15 protein-coding genes are annotated in these 18,329 nt (G+C 71.2%); 6 read left to right on the forward strand and 9 right to left on the reverse strand.

What is annotated here, in order from left to right; genetic code table 11:
- Positions 1-62 precede the first annotated feature (62 nt).
- Entirely contained in the window at positions 63-656 is a 594-nt protein-coding gene (locus tag WMF33_RS23875; RefSeq protein ID WP_437339269.1) for a hypothetical protein, read from the reverse strand.
- Positions 656-811 carry a hypothetical protein gene (locus WMF33_RS23880; RefSeq protein ID WP_437339270.1) on the reverse strand — a complete coding sequence of 52 codons (156 nt, stop codon included), beginning with the start codon at positions 809-811 and terminating at the stop codon, positions 656-658. Before WMF33_RS23880 ends, WMF33_RS23875 begins: the two co-directional genes overlap by 1 nt.
- Before the next feature lie 249 nt (positions 812-1,060).
- On the opposite strand from WMF33_RS23880, the gene WMF33_RS23885 reads away from it, so the two are divergent.
- Positions 1,061-1,465 (forward strand): PEGA domain-containing protein, encoded by a 405-nt coding sequence (locus WMF33_RS23885; RefSeq protein ID WP_437339271.1) that lies wholly within the window; start codon positions 1,061-1,063, stop codon positions 1,463-1,465.
- 385 nt (positions 1,466-1,850) lie between these two features.
- On the forward strand, positions 1,851-2,771 hold the full coding sequence (locus WMF33_RS23890) for a transposase (protein WP_437339272.1): 921 nt from the start codon (positions 1,851-1,853) through the stop codon (positions 2,769-2,771).
- Between the two features lie 476 nt (positions 2,772-3,247).
- Here WMF33_RS23890 and WMF33_RS23895 read toward each other — a convergent pair whose 3' ends face one another.
- Both WMF33_RS23895 and WMF33_RS23900 read right to left on the reverse strand, forming a co-directional pair.
- The gene (locus WMF33_RS23895) at positions 3,248-4,030 is read right to left on the reverse strand and encodes an SDR family oxidoreductase (protein WP_437339273.1); all 783 of its coding nucleotides are present in this window, start codon (positions 4,028-4,030) and stop codon (positions 3,248-3,250) included.
- Between the two features lie 19 nt (positions 4,031-4,049).
- Complete coding sequence (locus WMF33_RS23900; RefSeq protein WP_437339274.1) at positions 4,050-4,922, reverse strand: NAD(P)-dependent oxidoreductase; 873 nt, start codon at positions 4,920-4,922, stop codon at positions 4,050-4,052.
- Between the two features lie 208 nt (positions 4,923-5,130).
- Here WMF33_RS23900 and WMF33_RS23905 point away from each other — a divergent pair, with 208 nt between their 5' ends.
- Positions 5,131-5,964 (forward strand): helix-turn-helix domain-containing protein, encoded by an 834-nt coding sequence (locus tag WMF33_RS23905; RefSeq protein WP_437339275.1) that lies wholly within the window; start codon positions 5,131-5,133, stop codon positions 5,962-5,964.
- Positions 5,965-5,973: 9 nt separating this feature from the next.
- Here the strand turns inward: WMF33_RS23905 and sigJ are convergent, their stop codons facing one another.
- On the reverse strand, positions 5,974-6,915 hold the full coding sequence (sigJ, locus tag WMF33_RS23910) for an RNA polymerase sigma factor SigJ (protein WP_437339276.1): 942 nt from the start codon (positions 6,913-6,915) through the stop codon (positions 5,974-5,976).
- 1 nt (position 6,916) lies between these two features.
- Complete coding sequence (locus WMF33_RS23915) at positions 6,917-7,348, reverse strand: carboxymuconolactone decarboxylase family protein (protein WP_437339277.1); 432 nt, start codon at positions 7,346-7,348, stop codon at positions 6,917-6,919.
- Between the two features lie 340 nt (positions 7,349-7,688).
- Here WMF33_RS23915 and WMF33_RS23920 point away from each other — a divergent pair, with 340 nt between their 5' ends.
- Entirely contained in the window at positions 7,689-9,239 is a 1,551-nt protein-coding gene (locus WMF33_RS23920; protein ID WP_437339278.1) for an Hsp70 family protein, read from the forward strand.
- A 159-nt stretch (positions 9,240-9,398) separates the two neighbouring features.
- On the opposite strand, the gene WMF33_RS23925 is transcribed toward WMF33_RS23920, so the two are convergent.
- The 3 genes from WMF33_RS23925 to WMF33_RS23935 form a co-directional block, all read right to left on the reverse strand.
- A complete protein-coding gene (locus tag WMF33_RS23925) occupies positions 9,399-10,346 on the reverse strand; it encodes an AEC family transporter (RefSeq protein ID WP_437339279.1) in 948 nt (315 codons plus the stop codon).
- 369 nt (positions 10,347-10,715) lie between these two features.
- On the reverse strand, positions 10,716-12,704 hold the full coding sequence (gene tkt / locus WMF33_RS23930; RefSeq protein ID WP_437339280.1) for a transketolase: 1,989 nt from the start codon (positions 12,702-12,704) through the stop codon (positions 10,716-10,718).
- A 720-nt stretch (positions 12,705-13,424) separates the two neighbouring features.
- On the reverse strand, positions 13,425-15,242 hold the full coding sequence (locus WMF33_RS23935; protein WP_437339281.1) for a hypothetical protein: 1,818 nt from the start codon (positions 15,240-15,242) through the stop codon (positions 13,425-13,427).
- A gap of 452 nt (positions 15,243-15,694) precedes the next feature.
- Here WMF33_RS23935 and WMF33_RS23940 point away from each other — a divergent pair, with 452 nt between their 5' ends.
- Entirely contained in the window at positions 15,695-16,660 is a 966-nt protein-coding gene (locus tag WMF33_RS23940) for a TolB family protein (protein ID WP_437339282.1), read from the forward strand.
- Positions 16,661-17,311: 651 nt separating this feature from the next.
- On the forward strand, positions 17,312-18,298 hold the full coding sequence (locus WMF33_RS23945) for a response regulator (RefSeq protein ID WP_437339283.1): 987 nt from the start codon (positions 17,312-17,314) through the stop codon (positions 18,296-18,298).
- The last annotated feature ends 31 nt before the right edge of the window (positions 18,299-18,329 follow it).

The raw sequence follows: 18,329 nt of genomic DNA on the forward strand, positions 1-18,329 counted from the left end.
TCGCGCGGTGCGGCTGGGTTCGCACGACGTGCTTGCGTCGAGGACGAGGAGGAGGTCGCGCGTCAGGTGGTGCTCGCCCCGCGGGTCGCGCCGCCCGCGGCGCGCCGGCGCTGCGGGCCGAGCCACGCCGCGAGCGCGCGATCGACGGCGAGGAAGGTGAGCGCCGCCGCGGCCGCCACGAGGGCGAGGAACAGATCGTAGCGCGGGAAGAGCGCCTCCCAGCCCGCCCAGACGCGGTGGGAGAGGTTGACGTTCGTCTCGGGCGGCGTGAGCGCGCGCGTGAGCCCTACGAGGGCGAGCAGCGCCGCGGTGGCCTTGAGCCAGGCGCGGTGCGGGAGGCCCAGCTCCCGCACCGCGAGGACGGCGAGGATCGGGCAGAGCACGTGCGGCAGGAACGTGGTCAGGAGGAGCCCGCTGCCCGTCGCGATGTCGAGCAGCCAGATGGGCGTGCCGAAGGCGAGCCACAGCGCCGCGATCGCGGGGAGGTTTGGCCTGGCGAGAAAGCAGCCGGCCGCGAGCAGGAGGGGCGCGACGTTGCACATCCAGAGCAGGTCGTGCGGTGAGCCCCGCCGCACGTGGTTGCCGCCGTGGACGACGAACGCCACCGCGGCGAGGCCGCCCATCACCCGGAGCCACGACGAGGACGGCGCTGCCATCAGAGCCCTCCGTCGCCCCTCGTCGTCTGACCGGTGACGCAGGCGTTCTCGAGCGCAAGGCGCCGCGCGCGGATCGCCGAGATCGTGGTGCGCGGGCCGCTGTCGCGGTCGAGGTTGAGGTACGCGGCGGGATTTGTCGAAATGTGCCGCGCCATCGGAAATGGGATGCGAGCGTCCGCGGGCTGCTCGCGGGCCCTGCTGGGGCTCTCGGTCAACGCGCGGTCGACGTGCTCCGCCGGCTGTCGCGGGCTCCCCGTTCCGCGGATCGCCACGGTCGGCATGGCGACCAGAGGTACCTGGGCCGGGCGGACAAGGCAACGTCCGGGCTCCCGGGCGCTCGCGGCGCGTGCGCGATGTCGCCGAGCCATTTCCTCGCGCGAGATTTCGTGTCTAGCCTCCGGCGCATGCTCCGTGTCGCCGCTCTTCTCCTCGTCATCCCGCTCGCCGGCTGCGGCGGGGCCCCCAAGCCCCCGCCGGAGCCTCCGCAGCCCGCGCCGATCGCGGCCCAGCCCGAGCCTGAGCCCGAGCCTCCGCTGGACGACGCGCCGATGCTCGACGTGGTCTCGGCGCAACCAACCGAGATCCTGCTGGACGGTAAGCCCATCGGGACGACGCCGATCACGGGGCGCAAGGTCGCACCGGGAACGCACGAGGTGACGTTCGTGGACCTGGAGCGCGGCAACCGGACGATGATGGTGACGCTGGAGCCCGGCGACGCGAAGACAGTCCAGTCGGACCCGCCGCCCTCCATCCAGGAGAGCGGCGGCGGCGGCGACGCCAAGAGCGACAAGCCGGGCGAGAGGAAATAGCGGACCCGGACCCGACCCGGGTTGGACGCTCCGGGCGGCGCTCCGGACCCGGGTTGACCTCGTGTGGGGCACTCCGACCCGGGTTGACCTCGTGTCGCGTCACACCGACCACCCAACCCAGGTCGGCAGCGACCACCCAACCCAGGTCGGCAGCGACCACCCACCCAGGTCGGCAACACCGAATTGGCGACGCGATCCAGGTTGGCAACGCCTCAGCGCGTGCGGATTGCGAAACGCGACGCAGCGCGGATAGCCATGCCGACGCGCTTCAGCCAAGGGTGGCGGAAAGCGGCGGAATCCGCGGCCGCCACCCACCGCGCGGTGGCAACCCCTTGAAATAATTCACACCGGCTCACGGTACAACGCTTGCTTCTGCACTCCAACCATGAGCCAGCCTCGCGAGATCGCTGCCGGCGCAACTTACCTGGTCACCCGTCGCGTCCTACGCCGTCATTTCCTGTTGCGCCCCGATGCGGCCATCAACCAGCTCTTGGTCTACGCCCTCGCAGTCTCAACCCGCCGCTACGGCGTAGAAGTTCACGCTCTTTGCGCAATGTCGACGCATCTGCACCTCGTGGTGACCGATGTGCACGGCGTACTGCCGCGCTTCTTGCAGTATTTCCACCGCCTCGTCGCTCTGGGGACGAAGGTGCTGCGCGAGTGGGAAGGGCCCGTATGGGACCACGAGGCCACGAGCGTGGTACGGCTGATAACGCCGGCCGCGGTGGTTGAAAAAATCGCTTACGTGCTCGCGAACCCTGTGGCCGCTGGTCTGGTCCGGCATGCGACGGAATGGCCGGGCGTCAAGGTACATGTGGGTGAGCTCGGCCGTGGCGTGCTGCGCGCGACACGGCCCTCGGTGTATCTCGACCCGGCGAACCCGCAGTGGGTCGAGGAAGCGACGCTGCCGCTGGCGCTACCGCCGGACATCGCGCCGGAGGATGCGGAGAGCCTTCGCCGTCAGGTCGCTACGGAGCTCGAGCGCCAGGAAGAGCTTGCGCATGCGGACATGCAGCGGAGAGGGATCCGCTTCGTGGGCGCCGAGCAAGTCACCAAGAGATCCCCTTATGAGCGAGCCACAAGCTCCGAGGGCCTGCGCGGGCGCAATCCGACATTTGCCGTCGGCCGTGACCAGGGCGACGCCTGGCGAACCGCTGCTGCCGCCGTGCGCGCGTTTCGCGCGTCGTACCGTGCTGCGCTCGAACGATGGCGTGCTGGCGTGCGCAGCGTTTTATTCCCGATGGGGACGTGGTGGATGTGCACATTTCACGGCGCCAGCGTCAATGACCCGGTGAGCACGGGATAGCACCGCACGCGGAGAGAGAGCGCGCGCGACGGGTTGGAGAGGGACACCTCTCCGCATGGTCCTGGGGAACGTGCGTGTGATGGGGGCGGAGCGGGTGGCGGGTCCGCGGTGAAGCGCTCCGAGGATGGCTGCGCATGCGTCATGCCGCGCCACGTCAGCATGGCGCGGAGCCAAGCCGCCGCGTCTCTGCTTGACCGACAGCGGCTGTTCCGCCGCCGGTCGAAGCCCCCGGATTGATGGGTTGCCCTGGGCCGGCCGCGCCGCCGTCGGGGGTTTCGCCCGCGGGGTACCCCTCGGTTCGGGTGACGCGCACCAGGCTGGGTGGGGTCAACCTCAACCTTGGGGTCAACCTCAACCTGGGTCAACCTCAACCTGGGTCAGGTCAACCAACCTGGGTCGGGTAGGCGGGGTCGGGTAGGCGATCTGGGTCGGGTAGGCGGGAGGCGGGTGAACCCGGGTCAGGTGACGTGACGGGGTCAGGTGACCGGGGCAGGTGACGCGTGAGGCGTCACGATGCCCTGACCGAGGCCGCCATCGACGGGCAGCTCGACGCCCGTGGTGAAGGTCGCCTCGAAGGCTAGGAACAGCACGGCGCGAGCCACCTCATCGGGCGTGCCGATTCGCTTCATCGGGGTGACCTCGCGGCCCTCCTGCTCGAAGGCCGCCAGCGCCTCCGCGGATGCGCCCGCGATGCCCATGGTCGGCGTCTTGATGAACCCGGGGCTCACCGCGTTCACGCGGATCTGCCTCGGCAGGAGCTCCGCCGCGAAGACCTGCGCGAACGACCGCAGCGCCGCCTTCGATCCCGCGTAGACGCTCATGCCGGGGCTGCCGCCCTCGTTGGCGATCGACGTCGTGAAGACGATGGCTCCTCCATCCCGCATCAGCGGAACCAGCCGCTGTACCGTGAAGAACGCCCCCTTCGTGTTGACGCCAAACGTCCAGTCGTACGAGGCCTCGGTCACCTGGTCCAGCGTTTCCAGGCTCGCGACACCGGCGTTGACGAACAGCAAGTCGATCTGCCCGAGCGTGTCCCTCACGATCGCGAAGAGCGCGTCGATGTCCGCCATGCTCCCCATATCCGATCGCGCCACGTTCGCCCTCGAACCGAGCTCGCGCCGCGCCGCCTCGACATTCCTCTCGTTTTTGCCGGTGAGCAACACCTCGGCGCCTCCGTCGAGGAGCGCCTTGACCGTGGCAAGCCCCATGCCGTGGGTCCCACCGGTGACGACCGCCTTCTTCCCTGCGTAGCTCTTCATGACCCGTCCTTTCAGCAACTCAGGTTGCCGCCCGCAGCACCTTGATCAGCGCGCCCGGAGACTCGGCGCCGTAGCCCGCGGCCACGCCCTTCCGGAAGAGCCCCTGGGTGAACGCCGGAATCACGGCGTCGATCCTCCCCTCCCGGGCCTGTCGCAGGACGATCTCGGCGCCTCGCGCGCACATCTCCAGCGAGCTCTCTGGGCTCTCGTAGGTCCCGACCTGGATCGCGTCGCCGTCCTGCTTGATCATCCCGCCCACGGCCGGCGCGACGTCGGCGATCATGGAACCGAAATCGCCCACGCGCAGGCCCTCGCTCTCGCAGATGCGAGCGCCGTGATAGAAGCCGACCAGCCCTCCGAAGACGAACGAGATGAAGGCCAGGTCCAGGGCCGACGCCGAGCCCACCTGCCCGCCGAGGTACGACACGGTGCCGGCCATGCGCTCGAGGAGCGCCTTGCTCTTCTCGAACGCCGTGGCCGAACCCGAGACGATGATGCTGCTCTCGGGCTTTCCCATCTGGCTCGGGATAGCCAGGATGGCGCCGTCGAGGTAATCGGCCCCTCGCGCCTTCGCCCACGCCTCCCCGTCGCGCGCGTCCTTCGGCGTCCCTGTGCTCAGCTGAACGAGCACCTTTCCGGCGAGGGCGGCGGCAACCTGGGTCGCCTCCAGCAGCCCGTACGTGGCCTGGTAGTCGGCGACGCAGACCACGACGACCGAGCTCGCCTGCACGGCGGCTGCGACGCTCGACGCGAGCGCCGCCCCCTCCGCGACCAGCGGCTCGGCCTTCGCGCTCGTCCGATTCCAGACGGTGACGCGGGCGCCGCTCCGGAGCAGCGCCCCGGCGAGCGCGATGCCCATGCGACCCAGGCCGATAACCGAGACTTCACTCATAGGATGTCCTCCGTTGGCGCGCCCGCCGTCCATGGCGGGCGTTGGTGCTCGCCATGGATGCGGTCCGCGCGCCGGCCCGTCGCGCACGTTTGGACGCGCGGAGAGCACGTTCGGCCAGCGGCGGGTCGCCCCGCGCGGCCCGCGCTGAGGGGCGCCCGCGCGCCGGTGGCCTGGCGCGCGGCCGGACGCCGGTGGATACTCGCCGTCGATGCGAGCCACCGGCACACAGGACCACGCGGCGAGCGCGCCCCGGCCTCGCCTCGGGCCGCGCGTCGATGTCCTCGAGACCCCGGGCGGCGTGGTCGCCCTCGAGCCCTCGTCCAACCACCGGCTGAGGATGCTCACGGGCCCGCCGGTCCGCGGCTCGTGCGGCGTCCACCGGTTCCTCTACACGCGCGGCGACACCGACGTCCTCCCCGCCGGGTTCGCGGACGTCTGGCACGAGGACGACCCGAACACCTCGCTCCTGCTGGAGCTGCCCGCGTCGCTCGTGCGCCGCGCCGCCATGGACATGGGGCGCGACCCCGACATGGCCGGCCTCGATCTGCGCCACCAGCTCCGGGATCCGCAGATCGAGCACATCGCCTGGGCGCTCGACGCCGAGCGCATGGCCGGCCACCCGAACGGGCTCCTCTATGCGGAGAGCCTCGGCCTCGCCCTCGCCGTGCACCTGCTCGGCCGCTTCGCCGCGCCGGCCCGGTCGCAACGCGGGCTGTCGCCGCAGCAGCTGCGGCGCGTCACGGCCTACATCGAGGAGCACCTCGACCAGAACCTGTCCCTGGAGCGGCTGGCCGACGTCGCCGAGATCAGCGCCTCGCACCTCAAGACCCTCTTCAAGCGGTCGACGGGCCTGCCGGTGCACGAGTACGTCGTCCAGCGCCGGGTCGAGCGCGCGAAGGCGCTGCTCGCGCGCGGCGACCTGCCCGCCAGCCAGGTGGCGATCGAGGCGGGGTTCGCGCACCAGAGCCACATGGCGCGGTGCATGCGCCGCGTCCTCGGCGTCACGCCGACAGCCCTGGCGCGCCGCTCGCCCAGGCGCTGATCCGCCCGATCAGCCGGCTTCGCCCGCGCCTCCCGGCGCGACCCCGCCTCCGCCCTCGCCCCGCACGACGCCGCCGCCCTCGCCCAGGTGGGCCAGCTTGTCGGGGTTGCGCACGATGTAGACGTTCGTCGCCGCGCCTTGCTCGTCGTAGGCGAACGACACGCAACCCACGGCCGAGCCGTCCTTCCACAGGACCACGCCCCGGCCCCCGTTGATGTCCGTCGCCTCCCACGTGTAGTCGCCCCAGTACGCGTGGAGGGCGCGTCCGACGAACTCGAGCACCTCGGCCTTGCCCCGCAGGACCTCGCGCAGGGTCGGCACCTTGCCCCCCCCGTCGGCGCAGAGCTCGACCTCGTCCGAGAGCAGCGCCGACAGCTGCTCCGTTCCGCCGCTCGCCACGGCCGTCTGGAAGGCGGCGAGCAGCTGCTCCTGCCGGTCCAGCGGGGTGGTGTGCCGCACCTTCGATTGCGCCACGTTGGCGCGCGCCCGCGAGACAAGCTTGCGGCACGTGGTCTCCTGGAGGCCGAGCGTCGCCGCGATCTCCGGATAGGACACGTCGAACACCTCGTGGAGCAGGTACGCCGCCCGCTCCTTCGGGGTGAGGCGCTCGAGCACCAGCAGGAACGCCGTCTGGAGCGACGCCGCGAGCGACAGCCGCTCGCCGGGCTCGCCCGCCGTCGACGCGTGGATCGGCTCTGGCAGCCAGGCTCCCACGTAGTCGACACGGGCGTTGCGGGCGGCCCGCAGGAGATCGATGCACCGGCGCGTGCACAGGGTCGTGAGCCACGAGGCCGGGTTCTCGATCGCGCTCCTGTCGGCGCTCTGCCATTTCAGGAACGTGTCCTGCACCGCGTCCTCGGCCTCCGCGCGCGAGCCGAGGATGCGGTAGGCGAGGCCGAGGAGCATGGGCCTCGTGGCCTCGAACGCCGCGACGTCGTCCTCTTGGGTCATCTCAGTGCCTCGACACCTGGATGCGGTTCCACAGGTTGATCATGGCGACGGCGGAGGTCAGGACGCCGATCTCCTGCTCGGAGAAGTGCTCCCGCAGCCGCGTGCGCAAGGCCGCATAGTCGGTCCGACGATCGAGGACGGTCAGCGCTTCGGTCCAGGCGAGCGCGGCCCGCTCGCGCTCGCTGAAATCGCCGACGTGCTCCCACACGATCACCCGGTCCAGCCGCTCGTTCGTCTCGCCGTCCTGGCGCGCCTCCCGCGTGTGCATCTTCACGCAGAAGGCGCACTGGTTGATCTGCGACGCGCGCAGCTGCACGAGGTGGATGATCTTCCTGTCGAAGCCGTGCTTGTCCATCGCCTTGTGCACGCCGGCCAGCGCCTGCAGCACGTCCGGGATCTCCTGCTCGTATTTCACAGCGGTCCTGTCGCTCACGGTGGTTCTCCTTGTCCGGGGCCCGCGGGCCCCTCCACCTGACGACGATCCAGCCTCCCCGCCTGTGACACCTGGGCGACCCCGCGCTCGCTCAGCGTTCGTTTTCATCTTACGAGAATTTTACAACTTGCAACCGGCTCGCCGCGAGGAGCGCCGCCCAAGAGCCGCCTGGCGCCCAGGGCGACGTCGAAGGCCGGCATGCCGAGGACGCGCGGCGCGCGCGCAGCCAACCTACGGTGCTGAGCCGGGCCTGATCCGGCGCGGGGCGCCGCGCGCTCGGGCGGTGATCTGCACCGCGGGCGGCCGAGTGTGGCAGCATGCGGGCCGGAGGAGACCCGCCTTGCGACTCGGGATCGATTTTGGGACCACGCGGACCGTGGTCGCGTGCTGCGACCGCGGGAACTACCCCGTCATCAGCTTCCAGGACACGGCGGGGGACCCCGTGGACTTCTACCCCTCCGTGGCGGCCGAGCGGCAGGGGGAGCTCCGGTTCGGCTTCGACGCCCTCGCGGTCGCCTCGGACCCGGAGTGGACCGTGCTCCGCTCGTTCAAGCGCGTGCTCTCGGGCCCGCGCGCGTCGCCCGACTTCGAGGTCGAGATCGGCGGGACGAAGCTCCGGGTGCTCGATCTCCTCACCCTGTTCCTGAGGTCGCTCCGCGACGCCGTGCTGCACCGGTCGAACCGGCCCAAGAAGAAGGACGACGACGGGCGCCTCATCTGCGTCGTGGCGACCCCGGCGAACGCGCACGGGACGCAGCGCTTCGTGACGCTCGACGCCTTCCGCCGCGCCGGCTTCGAGGTCATCGCGCTCCTGAACGAGCCCTCGGCCGCCGGCTTCGAGTACACGCACCGCTACCGCAGCACCATCACGTCGAAGCGCGAGCACATCGTCGTGTACGACCTCGGGGGCGGCACGTTCGACGCCTCGCTGGTCCACATGACCGGGCGGAGCCACGACGCCGTTACGACCGCGGGGCTGAACCACCTCGGCGGCGACGACTTCGACGCCGCGCTGAGCGAGATGGCGCTCGCCGCGGCCAAGATCGAGCGCGAGGCGCTGCCGGCGCGCGCGCTCACGGCGCTCGCGGACCAGTGCCGCGAGGCGAAGGAGCGGCTCAACCCGAACTCCCGGCGGATCGTGATCGACCTGGAGGCGTGCCTCGGCGAGCTCGCGCCCGCGCACGAGGTGACGATCTCGGCCTCCGACTTCTACGACCGGTGCGTGCCGCTCGTGGAGGCGACGATCACCGCGATGCAGCCGGTGATCGCGCGCCTCGACGCCGGCGCGGGCGAGGCGCTCGCCGACATCGCGGGGATCTACGTCGTCGGCGGCGCGAGCTCGCTGCCTGTCGTCGCGCGGACGCTGCGCGAGCGCTTCGGGCGCCGCGTCCATCGCTCCCCCTACCCCTCGGCGGCGATCGCGATGGGGCTCGCCATCGCCGTCGACGAGGACGCGGGCTTCGAGCTGTCCGACCGGCTGTCGCGCCACTTCGGGGTGTTCCGGGAGAGCAGCGGCGGGGAGGAGGTGGTGTTCGACCCGATCTTCGACCGGGAGGCGCGCGTCCCGTCGAGCCACGAGGCGCCGTTGGTCTCGCGGCGCGTGTACCGCGCGGCGCACAACGTCGGCCGCTACCGGTTCGTCGAGTGCGCCGCGCTCGACCGGCTCGGCGTGCCCCACGGCGACATCACGGCGTTCAACGAGGTCGTGTTCCCCTTCGACCGGCGGCTCCGCGAGCGCGCCGCCGAGCTCGCCGCCGTGCCCGTGCAGCGCATGACGAACGAGGGGCCGCTGATCGAGGAGCAGTACGCGATCACCTCGCACGGCATCGTCGAGGTGACGATCACCGACGTCGAGGCGGGCTACCAGCGCGTCTATCAGGTCGGCGCGTGAGCGCGCCGGCTGCGGCCTGGAGGCATCCACGCTGATCTCGGCCGCGCGCGCCGAGCCCTCGCTGGACGGCGCCGCGCTACCGGGGCAGCACCTCGGGCGAGGATCGCCATCTGAAGCGGCCTCGCCCGCGATCCTCCGACGTCACGCGCGTCACGCGCGTCACGCGAGGAGCCGGCGCAGCGCCTCGATCACGGCCGGCAGGGTCGCCAGCGCCCCGAGCGTCGTCACGACCGCGGTGGCCGCGGCGAACTGGCCATCGCAGCCGTACCGCGCGGCGACGATGACGGACACCATGGACGTCGGCATGGCCGACTGCAGCACCGCCACTTCGGACACCGGCCGCCGGAGGCCGAGCGCGACCGCGGCGCCGAGCGCGACCGCCGGGGCCACGAGCAGCTTCACCGCGGCGACGGCGACGAGCGGCCGCACGCGGCCGCGCAGCGAGCGCAGGTCGAGGCTCAGGCCGAGCGCGAGGAACACGAGCGTGGGGGTCGCGCTCCCGAGCGCGTCGAGCGCGCGCTCCACCCACGTCGGCAAGGGGATCGGCAGCGCGTAAAGCGCGAGCCCGGCGGCGATCGACAGCACGTTGGGGTGCAGGATCACCCGGAGCAAGCTCCGCGCGTCCACGTCGCCGCCCGCGCCCATGCGCGCGGCGAGCGCGACGCCGAAGGTCCAGAGCATCAGCATCGTGACGATGCTGTCGACGAGGATCGCCGTCCCCGCCGCGTCGCCCGCCCGCCCGTAGAGGGTGAGCACGACGGGGACGCCGAGGAACCCGGTGTTGGAGAAGCTGCCGACGAGGCCCGCGGCGCCCTGCGTGGCGCGCGGGAGCCCGAGGGCGCGCGCGACCGCGACGCCCGCGAGGGCGCACGCGAAGAGCGCGATCGTCGATGCGGCGACGGCGCCCCACGCGCCGTGGCCGATGCCGGAGCGGCGCAGCACGGAGACGATCAGCGCCGGCGTGGTCACGTCGACGACGAGCCGGTTCAGCACGGCCGCGTCCGCCTGGCCGCCGCGGCCGAGCGCGCGCAGCAGCACGCCGACCCCGAGCACCGCGAAGAGCGCCAGGAGCTGCGAGATCAGGTCGCCCGACGGCACGGGCGGCATGTAGCTCCGCGGAGCGCGGCGTCCAGCGCTCTCATGGATCGAGCGGCTCGCCTCACGGCGAGCGCCCTCCCGGACTCCCGGTCGGCGACCGCGGCGCAGCGCCGTCGTCGGCCGCGGCAGGGCAGCTCTCCGCGGTCTCGCCGCTGCAGCACTCGGCCTGGTTGGCGCCGAACATCGGGCAGCGGCCGTTCACGCAGGCGGCGTGACCATGGATGTAAGCGAGCGGTGAAGCGCAGAGCCGGCAGCGCACCGCGGCGGACTATAGCCGGCCGGCGACCGGCGGAACAGCAGAGGAAAGGGCGCCAAGGACGCCGAGAGAGCGCTGCTCCCTGGCGTCCTTGGCGTCTCGGCGAGCGGCGCTCCCGAGGCTCAGGGCACGAGGTCCTGTACCGCCTGCACGACGGCCTGCGGATTCATGCCCAGCCGGTCCATCACGATGTCGCCGGGGGCGCTCGTGCCGTAGCGGTCGATCCCGAGGGCGAGCCCCTTGGAGCCCACCCACTGGTGCCAGCCGAAGGTGACGCCGGCCTCGATGGAGACGCGCCGCGTGCACGCCGCGGGCAGCACGGCCTCGCGGTAGCCGCGGTCCTGGCGCGCGAACCGCTCGACGCACGGCATCGAGACGACGCGGACGCCGGGGCCGATCCGCTTGGCGGCCTCGACCGCGTGCTGCACCTCGCTGCCCGTGGCGATGAGGATCGTCTCGAGCGCCGCCGTCTCCTTGACGAGGACGTAGGCGCCGCGCCGGACGCCCTCGCGCTTCGCGGCGGCGTCGCCCGGCAGCATCGGGACGGCCTGCCGCGTGAGCGCGAGGACCGTCGGCCCGTCGGTGCGCTCCAGCGCGGCGATCCAGGCGCCGGCCGTCTCCTCGGCGTCCGCCGGCCGGATGACGTCGAGATCGACGATGGCGCGCAGCCCGGCGACCGTCTCGACGGGCTGGTGCGTCGGCCCGTCCTCGCCCACGCCCACCGAGTCGTGCGTGAAGATGTAGATGACCGGCAGGTGCGACAGCGCGGCCAGGCGGATGCTCGGCCGCAGGTAGTCCGCGAACACGAGGAACGTGGCGCCGCTCGGGCGCAGGCCGCCGTGGTAGGCGATGCCGTTCAGGATCGCCCCCATGCCGTGCTCGCGGATGCCCGCGCGGATGTTCCGGCCGCCGGGGTGCTCCGGATCGAAGTCGGTGCTCGACGCGATGTAGTTGAACGTCGAGCCGTAGAGATCCGCGCTCGATCCGATGAGCGCGGGCACCGCCTCGGCGACGGCCTGCAGCACGGTCTCGCCGGCCTTGCGCGTGGCGACCTTGGTGCCGGCGGCGAAGGCGGGGACGCGCGCGTCGAGATCGGCGGGAACCTTCCGCGAGGTGCCCTCGTCGAGCTTCTGCGCGAGCTCCGGGTTCTTCGCGCGCCATGCCTGGAAGGTCGACTCCCACGCCGCGCGCGCCTTGCCGAGCTCTTCCTTGCGCTTCGCGAAGAACTGCTTGACCTCCTCGCTCACGTAGAAGTGCTCCGGCGGCAGCCCCAGGTTCTTGCGCGCCGCGTCCACGAACTTGGCGCCGCCCTCGCCGTGCGCCTTCTGCGTCCCGGCGACCTCGGGGATCCCCTTGCCGATCAGGGTGTGGGCCACGACGAACTTCGGCTTGCCGCTCTTCGACGCCCGCGCCTGGCCGAGCACCCGGTGGACGGCCTGCAGATCGTTGCCCTGCTCGATGTGGAGCACCTCGAAGCCGTAGGCCTCGAAGCGCTTGGCCGTGTCCTCGCTCTGGGTCTTCACGGCCATGGCGTCGAGGGTGACGTCGTTGGCGTCGTAGATGAGGATCAGGTTGTCGAGCTTGAAGTGTCCCGCGAAGGCGGCCGCCTCGGCGGCCACGCCCTCCTGGAGGCAGCCGTCGCCGGCGAGGCACCAGACGGTGAGATCGAAGATCGTGTGCTCCTGGGTGTTGTAGCGGGCGGCCAGCATCTTGGCGGCCACCGCGTGCCCCACCGCGTTGCCCACGCCCTGACCGAGCGGGCCCGTCGTCGCCTCGACGCCCTCGGTGTAGTGGTACTCCGGGTGGCCGGGCGTCTTCGACTCCCACTGCCGGAAGCGGCGGATGTCGTCGATGGACACCGGGTAGCCCGAGAGGTGCAGCCAGCCGTACAGGAACATGCTGCCGTGGCCGGCGGACAGGACGAAGCGGTCGCGGTTCAGCCAGTGCGGTTCGCTCGGGTCGTGACGGAGGAGGTCGCCATAGAGAGCTGCCCCGATCTCGGCGGCCCCGAGCGGCAGGCCGAGGTGACCGGAGGAGCAGGCGTGGACGGCGTCCATGGCGAGGCCGCGGGCCATCGTGCACGCGGCGGCGAGCTTGGCGAAATCAGGCATGGCGCGCACTCTAACCTACTTCGTCAAGAAGCGCGCCCTTTCGCTCACCCTGCCCCCCCTCCCCCGGCCGAGCGGCGTCTGGTCTGCCTGGAGGGCTCCTCGGCGCGCGCTCGAAGTCCGCGCTTTCTCGGGATGCGCGGGGATCGCGGATCGCCAGCTTGGTCAGGCTGGAAGTGTGCAGTGGTGCGCGCGACCCGACCCAGGTTGGCCGCGACCCGACCCAGGTTGGCCGCGACCCGACCCAGGTTGGCCGCGACCCGACCCAGGTTGGCCGCGCCCCGACCCAGGTTGGCCGACCCGACCCAGGTTGGCCGACCCGACCCAGGTTGGCCGACCCGACCCAGGTTGGCCGACCCGACCCAGGTTGGCCGACCCGACCCAGGTTGGCCGACCCGACCCAGGTTGGCCGACCCGACCCAGGTTGGCCGACCCGACCCAGGTTGGCCGACCCGACCCAGGTTGGCCGACCCGACCCAGGTTGGCCGACCCGACCCAGGTTGGCCGACCCGACCCAGGTTGGCCGACCCGACCCAGGTTGGCCGACCCGACCCAGGTTGGCCGACCCGACCCAGGTTGGCCGACCCGACCCAGGTTGGCCGACCCGACCCAGGTTGGCAGGACGGCGCGGGGTGGGATGGCGCAGCGAGCGCCAGCTCAGGCGTCGTGGGAGCTCGCGGACACCAGGATCCGTCACCCCTGACGCAAGCGCGATCGCGTACGTCAGGGAGCTAGGACCGTCACAAAGCCGTCGCTGCCTGCGGCGGTGAGCGGGCCGGCGCCGAAGTCGACTGTACCCGTGAAGTCGCCGACGAGCACGAGTCCGTCGTCGTGATAGGTCGTCAGGCCTCGAATCGTGGCGGGCGTGCCCGTGAACGTGCGGCGCCAGAGCTCCGCGCCGGAAGCATCGAGCTTGACGAGCGACCCTTCTCCCAGGACAATGACGTTCCCGGCGGAGTCCGCGAACACGGCGTCACTCGGTGCCTCTCGGTGCCAGATGTAGTCGCCGAGCGGGCTCATCTTCACCACGAAGTGCGTCCCGGCGGGGATTGGTCCACCGCCCAGATCCAGATTTCCCAGGCTGCGGCCCACGATCAGGAGATTGTCCTCGGGATCGACGGCGATATCCTTTGCCTCGCCACCGTCGTCCCAGGCGTCCGGTCCGGACACGACCTTTCGCCAGAGCACGGTGCCCGCAGGGGCCCGCTTCTCGACGCGGAAGGCGTAGTCGCAGGGACATGTCCCCGCGCCCGACGCGTGCGCCACGGCCACCAGAACGTTGCCGGCGCTGTCCATGGCGACGCCGCCTGGAGAGCTGACGAACGTCCGATGGGTGAACCCCCACATGTACTCGCCCGCCGCGTTGAACGTCAAGAAGCTCATGCCGTCATCGACGGAGCTCGGGTAGGCGAGCAGTGCAGCGGAGTTGCCCGCGGCATCGACTGCGATGTCTCGTAGGTTGACCGAGAACGCGCCGGTCGGGACGATGTGCCCGCGGCTCCAGAGGTGGTTCCCGTCCGGATCGAGCTTGACCAAGAAGACGGCGCTCGTGGAGAAATCATAGTTCCAGGGGAGCGGGCCGCCGCCGAAGTCGACGGGCGGCGGACCGTCGAAGAAGGCGCCGCCATAGCTCCCGCCGAGGAGGATGTTGCCGCTCGCGTCGAGCGCGATCTTGGTTCCTGATTCCCCGTAATCGCTGCTGCCGAACCGCCTGCTCCATATCGCATGGCCTGCCGGGTCGAGCTTGAGCAAGAACACGTCGTTGGCTCCTGCGCTCACGAGCGGCCCCGCGCCGAAATCGACCGTCCCCTCGAACCAGCCCGTCACATAGAGATTGCCGGCGGCGTCGGTTGCGACGGCGTACGCGGCGTCGCTGCCAGCGCCGCCCAGACCGGCGGACCACAGCGGCGCAGGCGAGCATTGCCCGATGCCATCGCAGTCCTCGTCGGCGTTCGTGGTACAGTCTTCGGCCGATGGCGTGACCTCGCCGGTGCACGAGCCATAGCCAGAGCCGTCTGGCAGGCAGGTTTGGACGCCGGCGGTGCAGAGCCCTACCCCTTGCGTCCCGGGGCCCCCCGAGTAGCAGCTCTGCTGTGACCCCGGCACGCAAACAGCTGTGCCGCCGCCGCCGCCGGTCGCCGGCTCTCCGCCGCCGCCGCCGCCGCCGGTCGCCGGTTCTCCTCCGCCGCCGCCGATGCCGCCCTGGCCGCCGCCGCCGGTCGCCGGTTCTCCTCCGCCGCCGCCGATGCCGCCCTGGCCGCCGCCGCCGGTCGCCGGCTCTCCTCCGCCGCCGCCCTGGCCGCCCGTTGCCGGCTCTCCGCCGCCGCCGCCGCCGGTAGCCGGCTCGCCGCCGCCGCCGCCCGTCGCCGGCTCTCCGTCGCCGCCGCCGATGCCGCCCTGGCCGCCGCCGCCCGTCGCCGGCTCTCCGCCGCCGCCGCCCTGGCCGCCCCCCACTTCGATCGTGCAGCCGATCGCCAGCATCATTCCTAGCATCGCGGCCCCGCTGAGCCCATGCCACACCCCGGTGCCTTCGTATCCCATGCGCTCCATCTTTCGCTGATTGGCAACAGATATCCCGAGCGCTACCCCGCTCCTGGACGCGGGCGGAGCTCAGGCGACGAGGTGCTAGATGCCGCGACGCGCGCGCGCATTCACCCCGGAGAACAGTACGGCCCGAGGATCCGGCGCGGGCTTCTGCCGATACCGACGAGCGCTCCAGAAGCCGCACGAACGTCGCGGATGGCTCCTTCATCAGGGGGTCGCAGCGCCGTCTGCTCGCGCCCCCGCGCCCCAACCTGGGAAGCCGGGTGCCCCCGGCCTCAACCTGGGTCGGCTCACACCAACCTGGGTCGGGTCGGCTCCAGCAAGATCTGGGCTCACCCCAACCTGGGTCGGCTCACCCCAACCTGGGTCAGGTCGGCTCCAGCAAGATCTGCGGCGCACATCGTGGGCAGGCGTCCTATGCTCCTTGTGCCTGAAGCCTCCAGATTTCCATGTCCGAACAAAAATCCGCTCGGCCCACCCCCTCCGCCGATCTGCCCGAATGCACCTCGTCGGCGCGGCGCTCCCGCTGGCTCGGCGCGTCCTGGCGGTTGTCCTGGCGTTTGGCGCTCGCGCTCGGCGGGGTTGCCTGTGAGGATCAGCAGGTCGTCATCGGCGTGTTCGCGCCGGACCGACCGCGGTTCACGGCGCCGCAGAAGGTCGCAACGCTCAACGACGACATCGCCAGGGACGAAGACCCGACGCTGACGGGCGATCTGCTCGAGATCCACTTCATGTCCGAGCGCGGCACGAGCCAGGATATCTGGATCTCGCGCCGGGCGGGCCTGGACTCGCCCTGGGAGACGCCGACCCTCGATCTCGCGGAGAACCTCAACACCGAGGACAATGACGACACGCCCGCCATCTCGAACGACGGGCTCAGGATGTGGTTCTTTCGCGGCAGCGCGGAACGAGCGGGCATCTGGATGTCCGAGCGCGCAAGCCGGGACGCCCCCTGGGGCGAGCCCTCCTACGTCGACGCGCTCAATCCCGGTCACGACGACGGCACGCAGGCGATGAACCCGCACGTCGATCTGCCCGAGCTCCGCGTCGTGGTCGGGCTGAACGGGCCTGATACCCAGGGCTGGGACCTCGCGATCGCGTCCCGCGAGCGCCCGCAGGACGAATGGGGCGAGTTCGTCCCGCTCGCCGAGCTGAACGACGCGGGCGACCAGCTGGCGCCCTTCCTGTTCGATGATGGCCGGCAGATCCTGTTCCGTTCAGGGGACGACCTGTACTGGGCGCGACGGCCGGGGACCAACGACGCCTTCGAACCGCCGCAGCCGCTGGAGGAGGTGAACGTTCCCGACGCGCGCGAGAACGATCCCTACCTGTCGCCGGACGGGTCCATCCTTTTCTTCTCCTCGGAGCGCTCCGGCGGGAGCGACATCTACGAAGCACGCCGCATCGCACCATGAACAGACGCCTGCCCTCAACCCCGTCCGGCTTCACCTCACCCCACTTCCGCCACAGCGAGAGACCAAGAAGCGTTTGAAGAGAACCAGACCGAGCGGGACCCCGCGAGCATGGCACTCGACCCATTCTCTATCCCGCTCGTGCCCACGGCATCGTTCGCGGTCGGCTGCGGGACGCGGCGATGCGGCGATCCCCTGATTCGTCGAGGCCCACCGGCCCCTCGATCGGCTCATGGGGTCGAGCGCTCTCGCACCCACCTTGACCCACGCCATCGATCAGCCGACAGCCGATCTTTGCGGCGGCCACACGCGACGGCAATGAGGCCGCGCTGGGCGTCCGAACCGCCTCGGCACTGGCCACGCCGAGGTCAGCCGGCAGCAGCGCACCGACGCGTGACCGACGTGGGCGTGCGTGCATGATGGGACGCCCGGTGTGACTCAGCCTACCCCCGCCCAATCGCCCGCCGCCTACAGCCTACAAAAGACGTGTTAACGCCGGCCATCCCATGGTACGAACGTCAAGATGCCAGAAAGATGCCTTCCGTGACAGGGATGCCAGCTCACCGCGCGTGCGTTTGCTCGCTCGCCGTCCGGCGGGACTCGCCGGCCAAGCCCAGGAGGCGCCTTCGGGCCCCCTGAGACTGGCAGACACCTATGCAAGCGCAAGAATCTCGGCCCGCCGGGCTCGTCCTCATCGTGGACGACAGCGCGGACAACCTGAACGTGCTGTCGGACGCGCTCATCTCCGATGGGCTGGAGGTCGCCGTCGCGTGCGACGGCGAGGAGGCGATCGAGCTGGCCGGCCTGACTCAGCCAGATCTCATCTTGCTCGACGCGCTGATGCCTGGCCTCAGCGGGTTCGAGACGTGCCAGCGCATCAAGGCCGACCCGGCGACGCGGAGCATCCCCGTCGTCTTCATGACGGCGCTCGCCGAAGCGAAGTTCAGGATCCAGGGCTTCCGCGTGGGCGCCGTGGACTACGTGACCAAGCCGTTCGAGAAGACCGAGCTCCTCGCGCGGGTGCACACGCAGATCTCGCTCCGGCGCGCGACGCGGGCCGTCGAGGAGCAGAATCGGAGGCTCTCGGAGGAGATCCGGGAGCGCGCCAGGGCCGAGGAGGCGCTGGCGGACGCCGTGCAAACGCTGCGCGACACGAACGCTCGGCTCTCCGACCAGCTGCTCCAGAGCGAGCGCGCCGAAGCCGCGCGGGCCGCGCTGCAAGATCAGATCATCGCGGCCCAGCGGGAGCGGCTCCTCGAGCTCTCCGCCCCGCTCATCCCGATCATCGATGGCATCCTCGTGATGCCCCTCGTCGGCACGGTGGACGTCGAGCGCGCCAGGCAGGCGGTCGAGACCGCGCTCCACGGCGCGAACGAGCGCGGGGCGGACCACCTCATCATTGACATCACCGGCGTCAGATCGGTAGATGAGACGGTCGCGCACATGCTCGTGCAAGCGGCGAAGGGGCTGTCGCTGCTCGGCACGCGAACGGTCGTCACCGGCGTCCGCGCCGAGGCGGCGCAGACGCTCGTGCGGCTCGACCTCCACCTCGATCACGTCGTGACCAAGGCCACCCTGCAGTCGGGCGTGGAGCACGCGCTGCGGACGCGCGGCCGGCGTCGACGCGAGCGCGAGCTCTGATGTCCTGATGAATCGTCGTTCCCCGGCATCT

The organism is Sorangium sp. So ce394 (assembly GCF_051474665.1).
GTDB classification, from domain to species: Bacteria; Myxococcota_A; Polyangia; order Polyangiales; family Polyangiaceae; genus Sorangium; species Sorangium cellulosum_D.

Excerpts from the sequence above, each read along its gene's own strand:
- WMF33_RS23875 (WP_437339269.1), bottom strand. The coding sequence starts at position 656 with ATGGCAGCGCCGTCCTCGTCGTGGCTCCGGGTGATGGGCGGCCTCGCC.
- WMF33_RS23880 (WP_437339270.1), bottom strand. The coding sequence starts at position 811 with ATGGCGCGGCACATTTCGACAAATCCCGCCGCGTACCTCAACCTCGAC.
- WMF33_RS23885 (WP_437339271.1), top strand. The coding sequence starts at position 1,061 with ATGCTCCGTGTCGCCGCTCTTCTCCTCGTCATCCCGCTCGCCGGCTGC.
- WMF33_RS23890 (WP_437339272.1), top strand. The coding sequence starts at position 1,851 with ATGAGCCAGCCTCGCGAGATCGCTGCCGGCGCAACTTACCTGGTCACC.
- WMF33_RS23895 (WP_437339273.1), bottom strand. The coding sequence starts at position 4,030 with ATGAAGAGCTACGCAGGGAAGAAGGCGGTCGTCACCGGTGGGACCCAC.
- WMF33_RS23900 (WP_437339274.1), bottom strand. The coding sequence starts at position 4,922 with ATGAGTGAAGTCTCGGTTATCGGCCTGGGTCGCATGGGCATCGCGCTC.
- WMF33_RS23905 (WP_437339275.1), top strand. The coding sequence starts at position 5,131 with ATGCGAGCCACCGGCACACAGGACCACGCGGCGAGCGCGCCCCGGCCT.
- sigJ (WP_437339276.1), bottom strand. The coding sequence starts at position 6,915 with ATGACCCAAGAGGACGACGTCGCGGCGTTCGAGGCCACGAGGCCCATG.
- WMF33_RS23925 (WP_437339279.1), bottom strand. The coding sequence starts at position 10,346 with ATGCCGCCCGTGCCGTCGGGCGACCTGATCTCGCAGCTCCTGGCGCTC.
- tkt (WP_437339280.1), bottom strand. The coding sequence starts at position 12,704 with ATGCCTGATTTCGCCAAGCTCGCCGCCGCGTGCACGATGGCCCGCGGC.
- WMF33_RS23935 (WP_437339281.1), bottom strand. The coding sequence starts at position 15,242 with ATGGGATACGAAGGCACCGGGGTGTGGCATGGGCTCAGCGGGGCCGCG.
- WMF33_RS23940 (WP_437339282.1), top strand. The coding sequence starts at position 15,695 with ATGTCCGAACAAAAATCCGCTCGGCCCACCCCCTCCGCCGATCTGCCC.
- WMF33_RS23945 (WP_437339283.1), top strand. The coding sequence starts at position 17,312 with ATGCAAGCGCAAGAATCTCGGCCCGCCGGGCTCGTCCTCATCGTGGAC.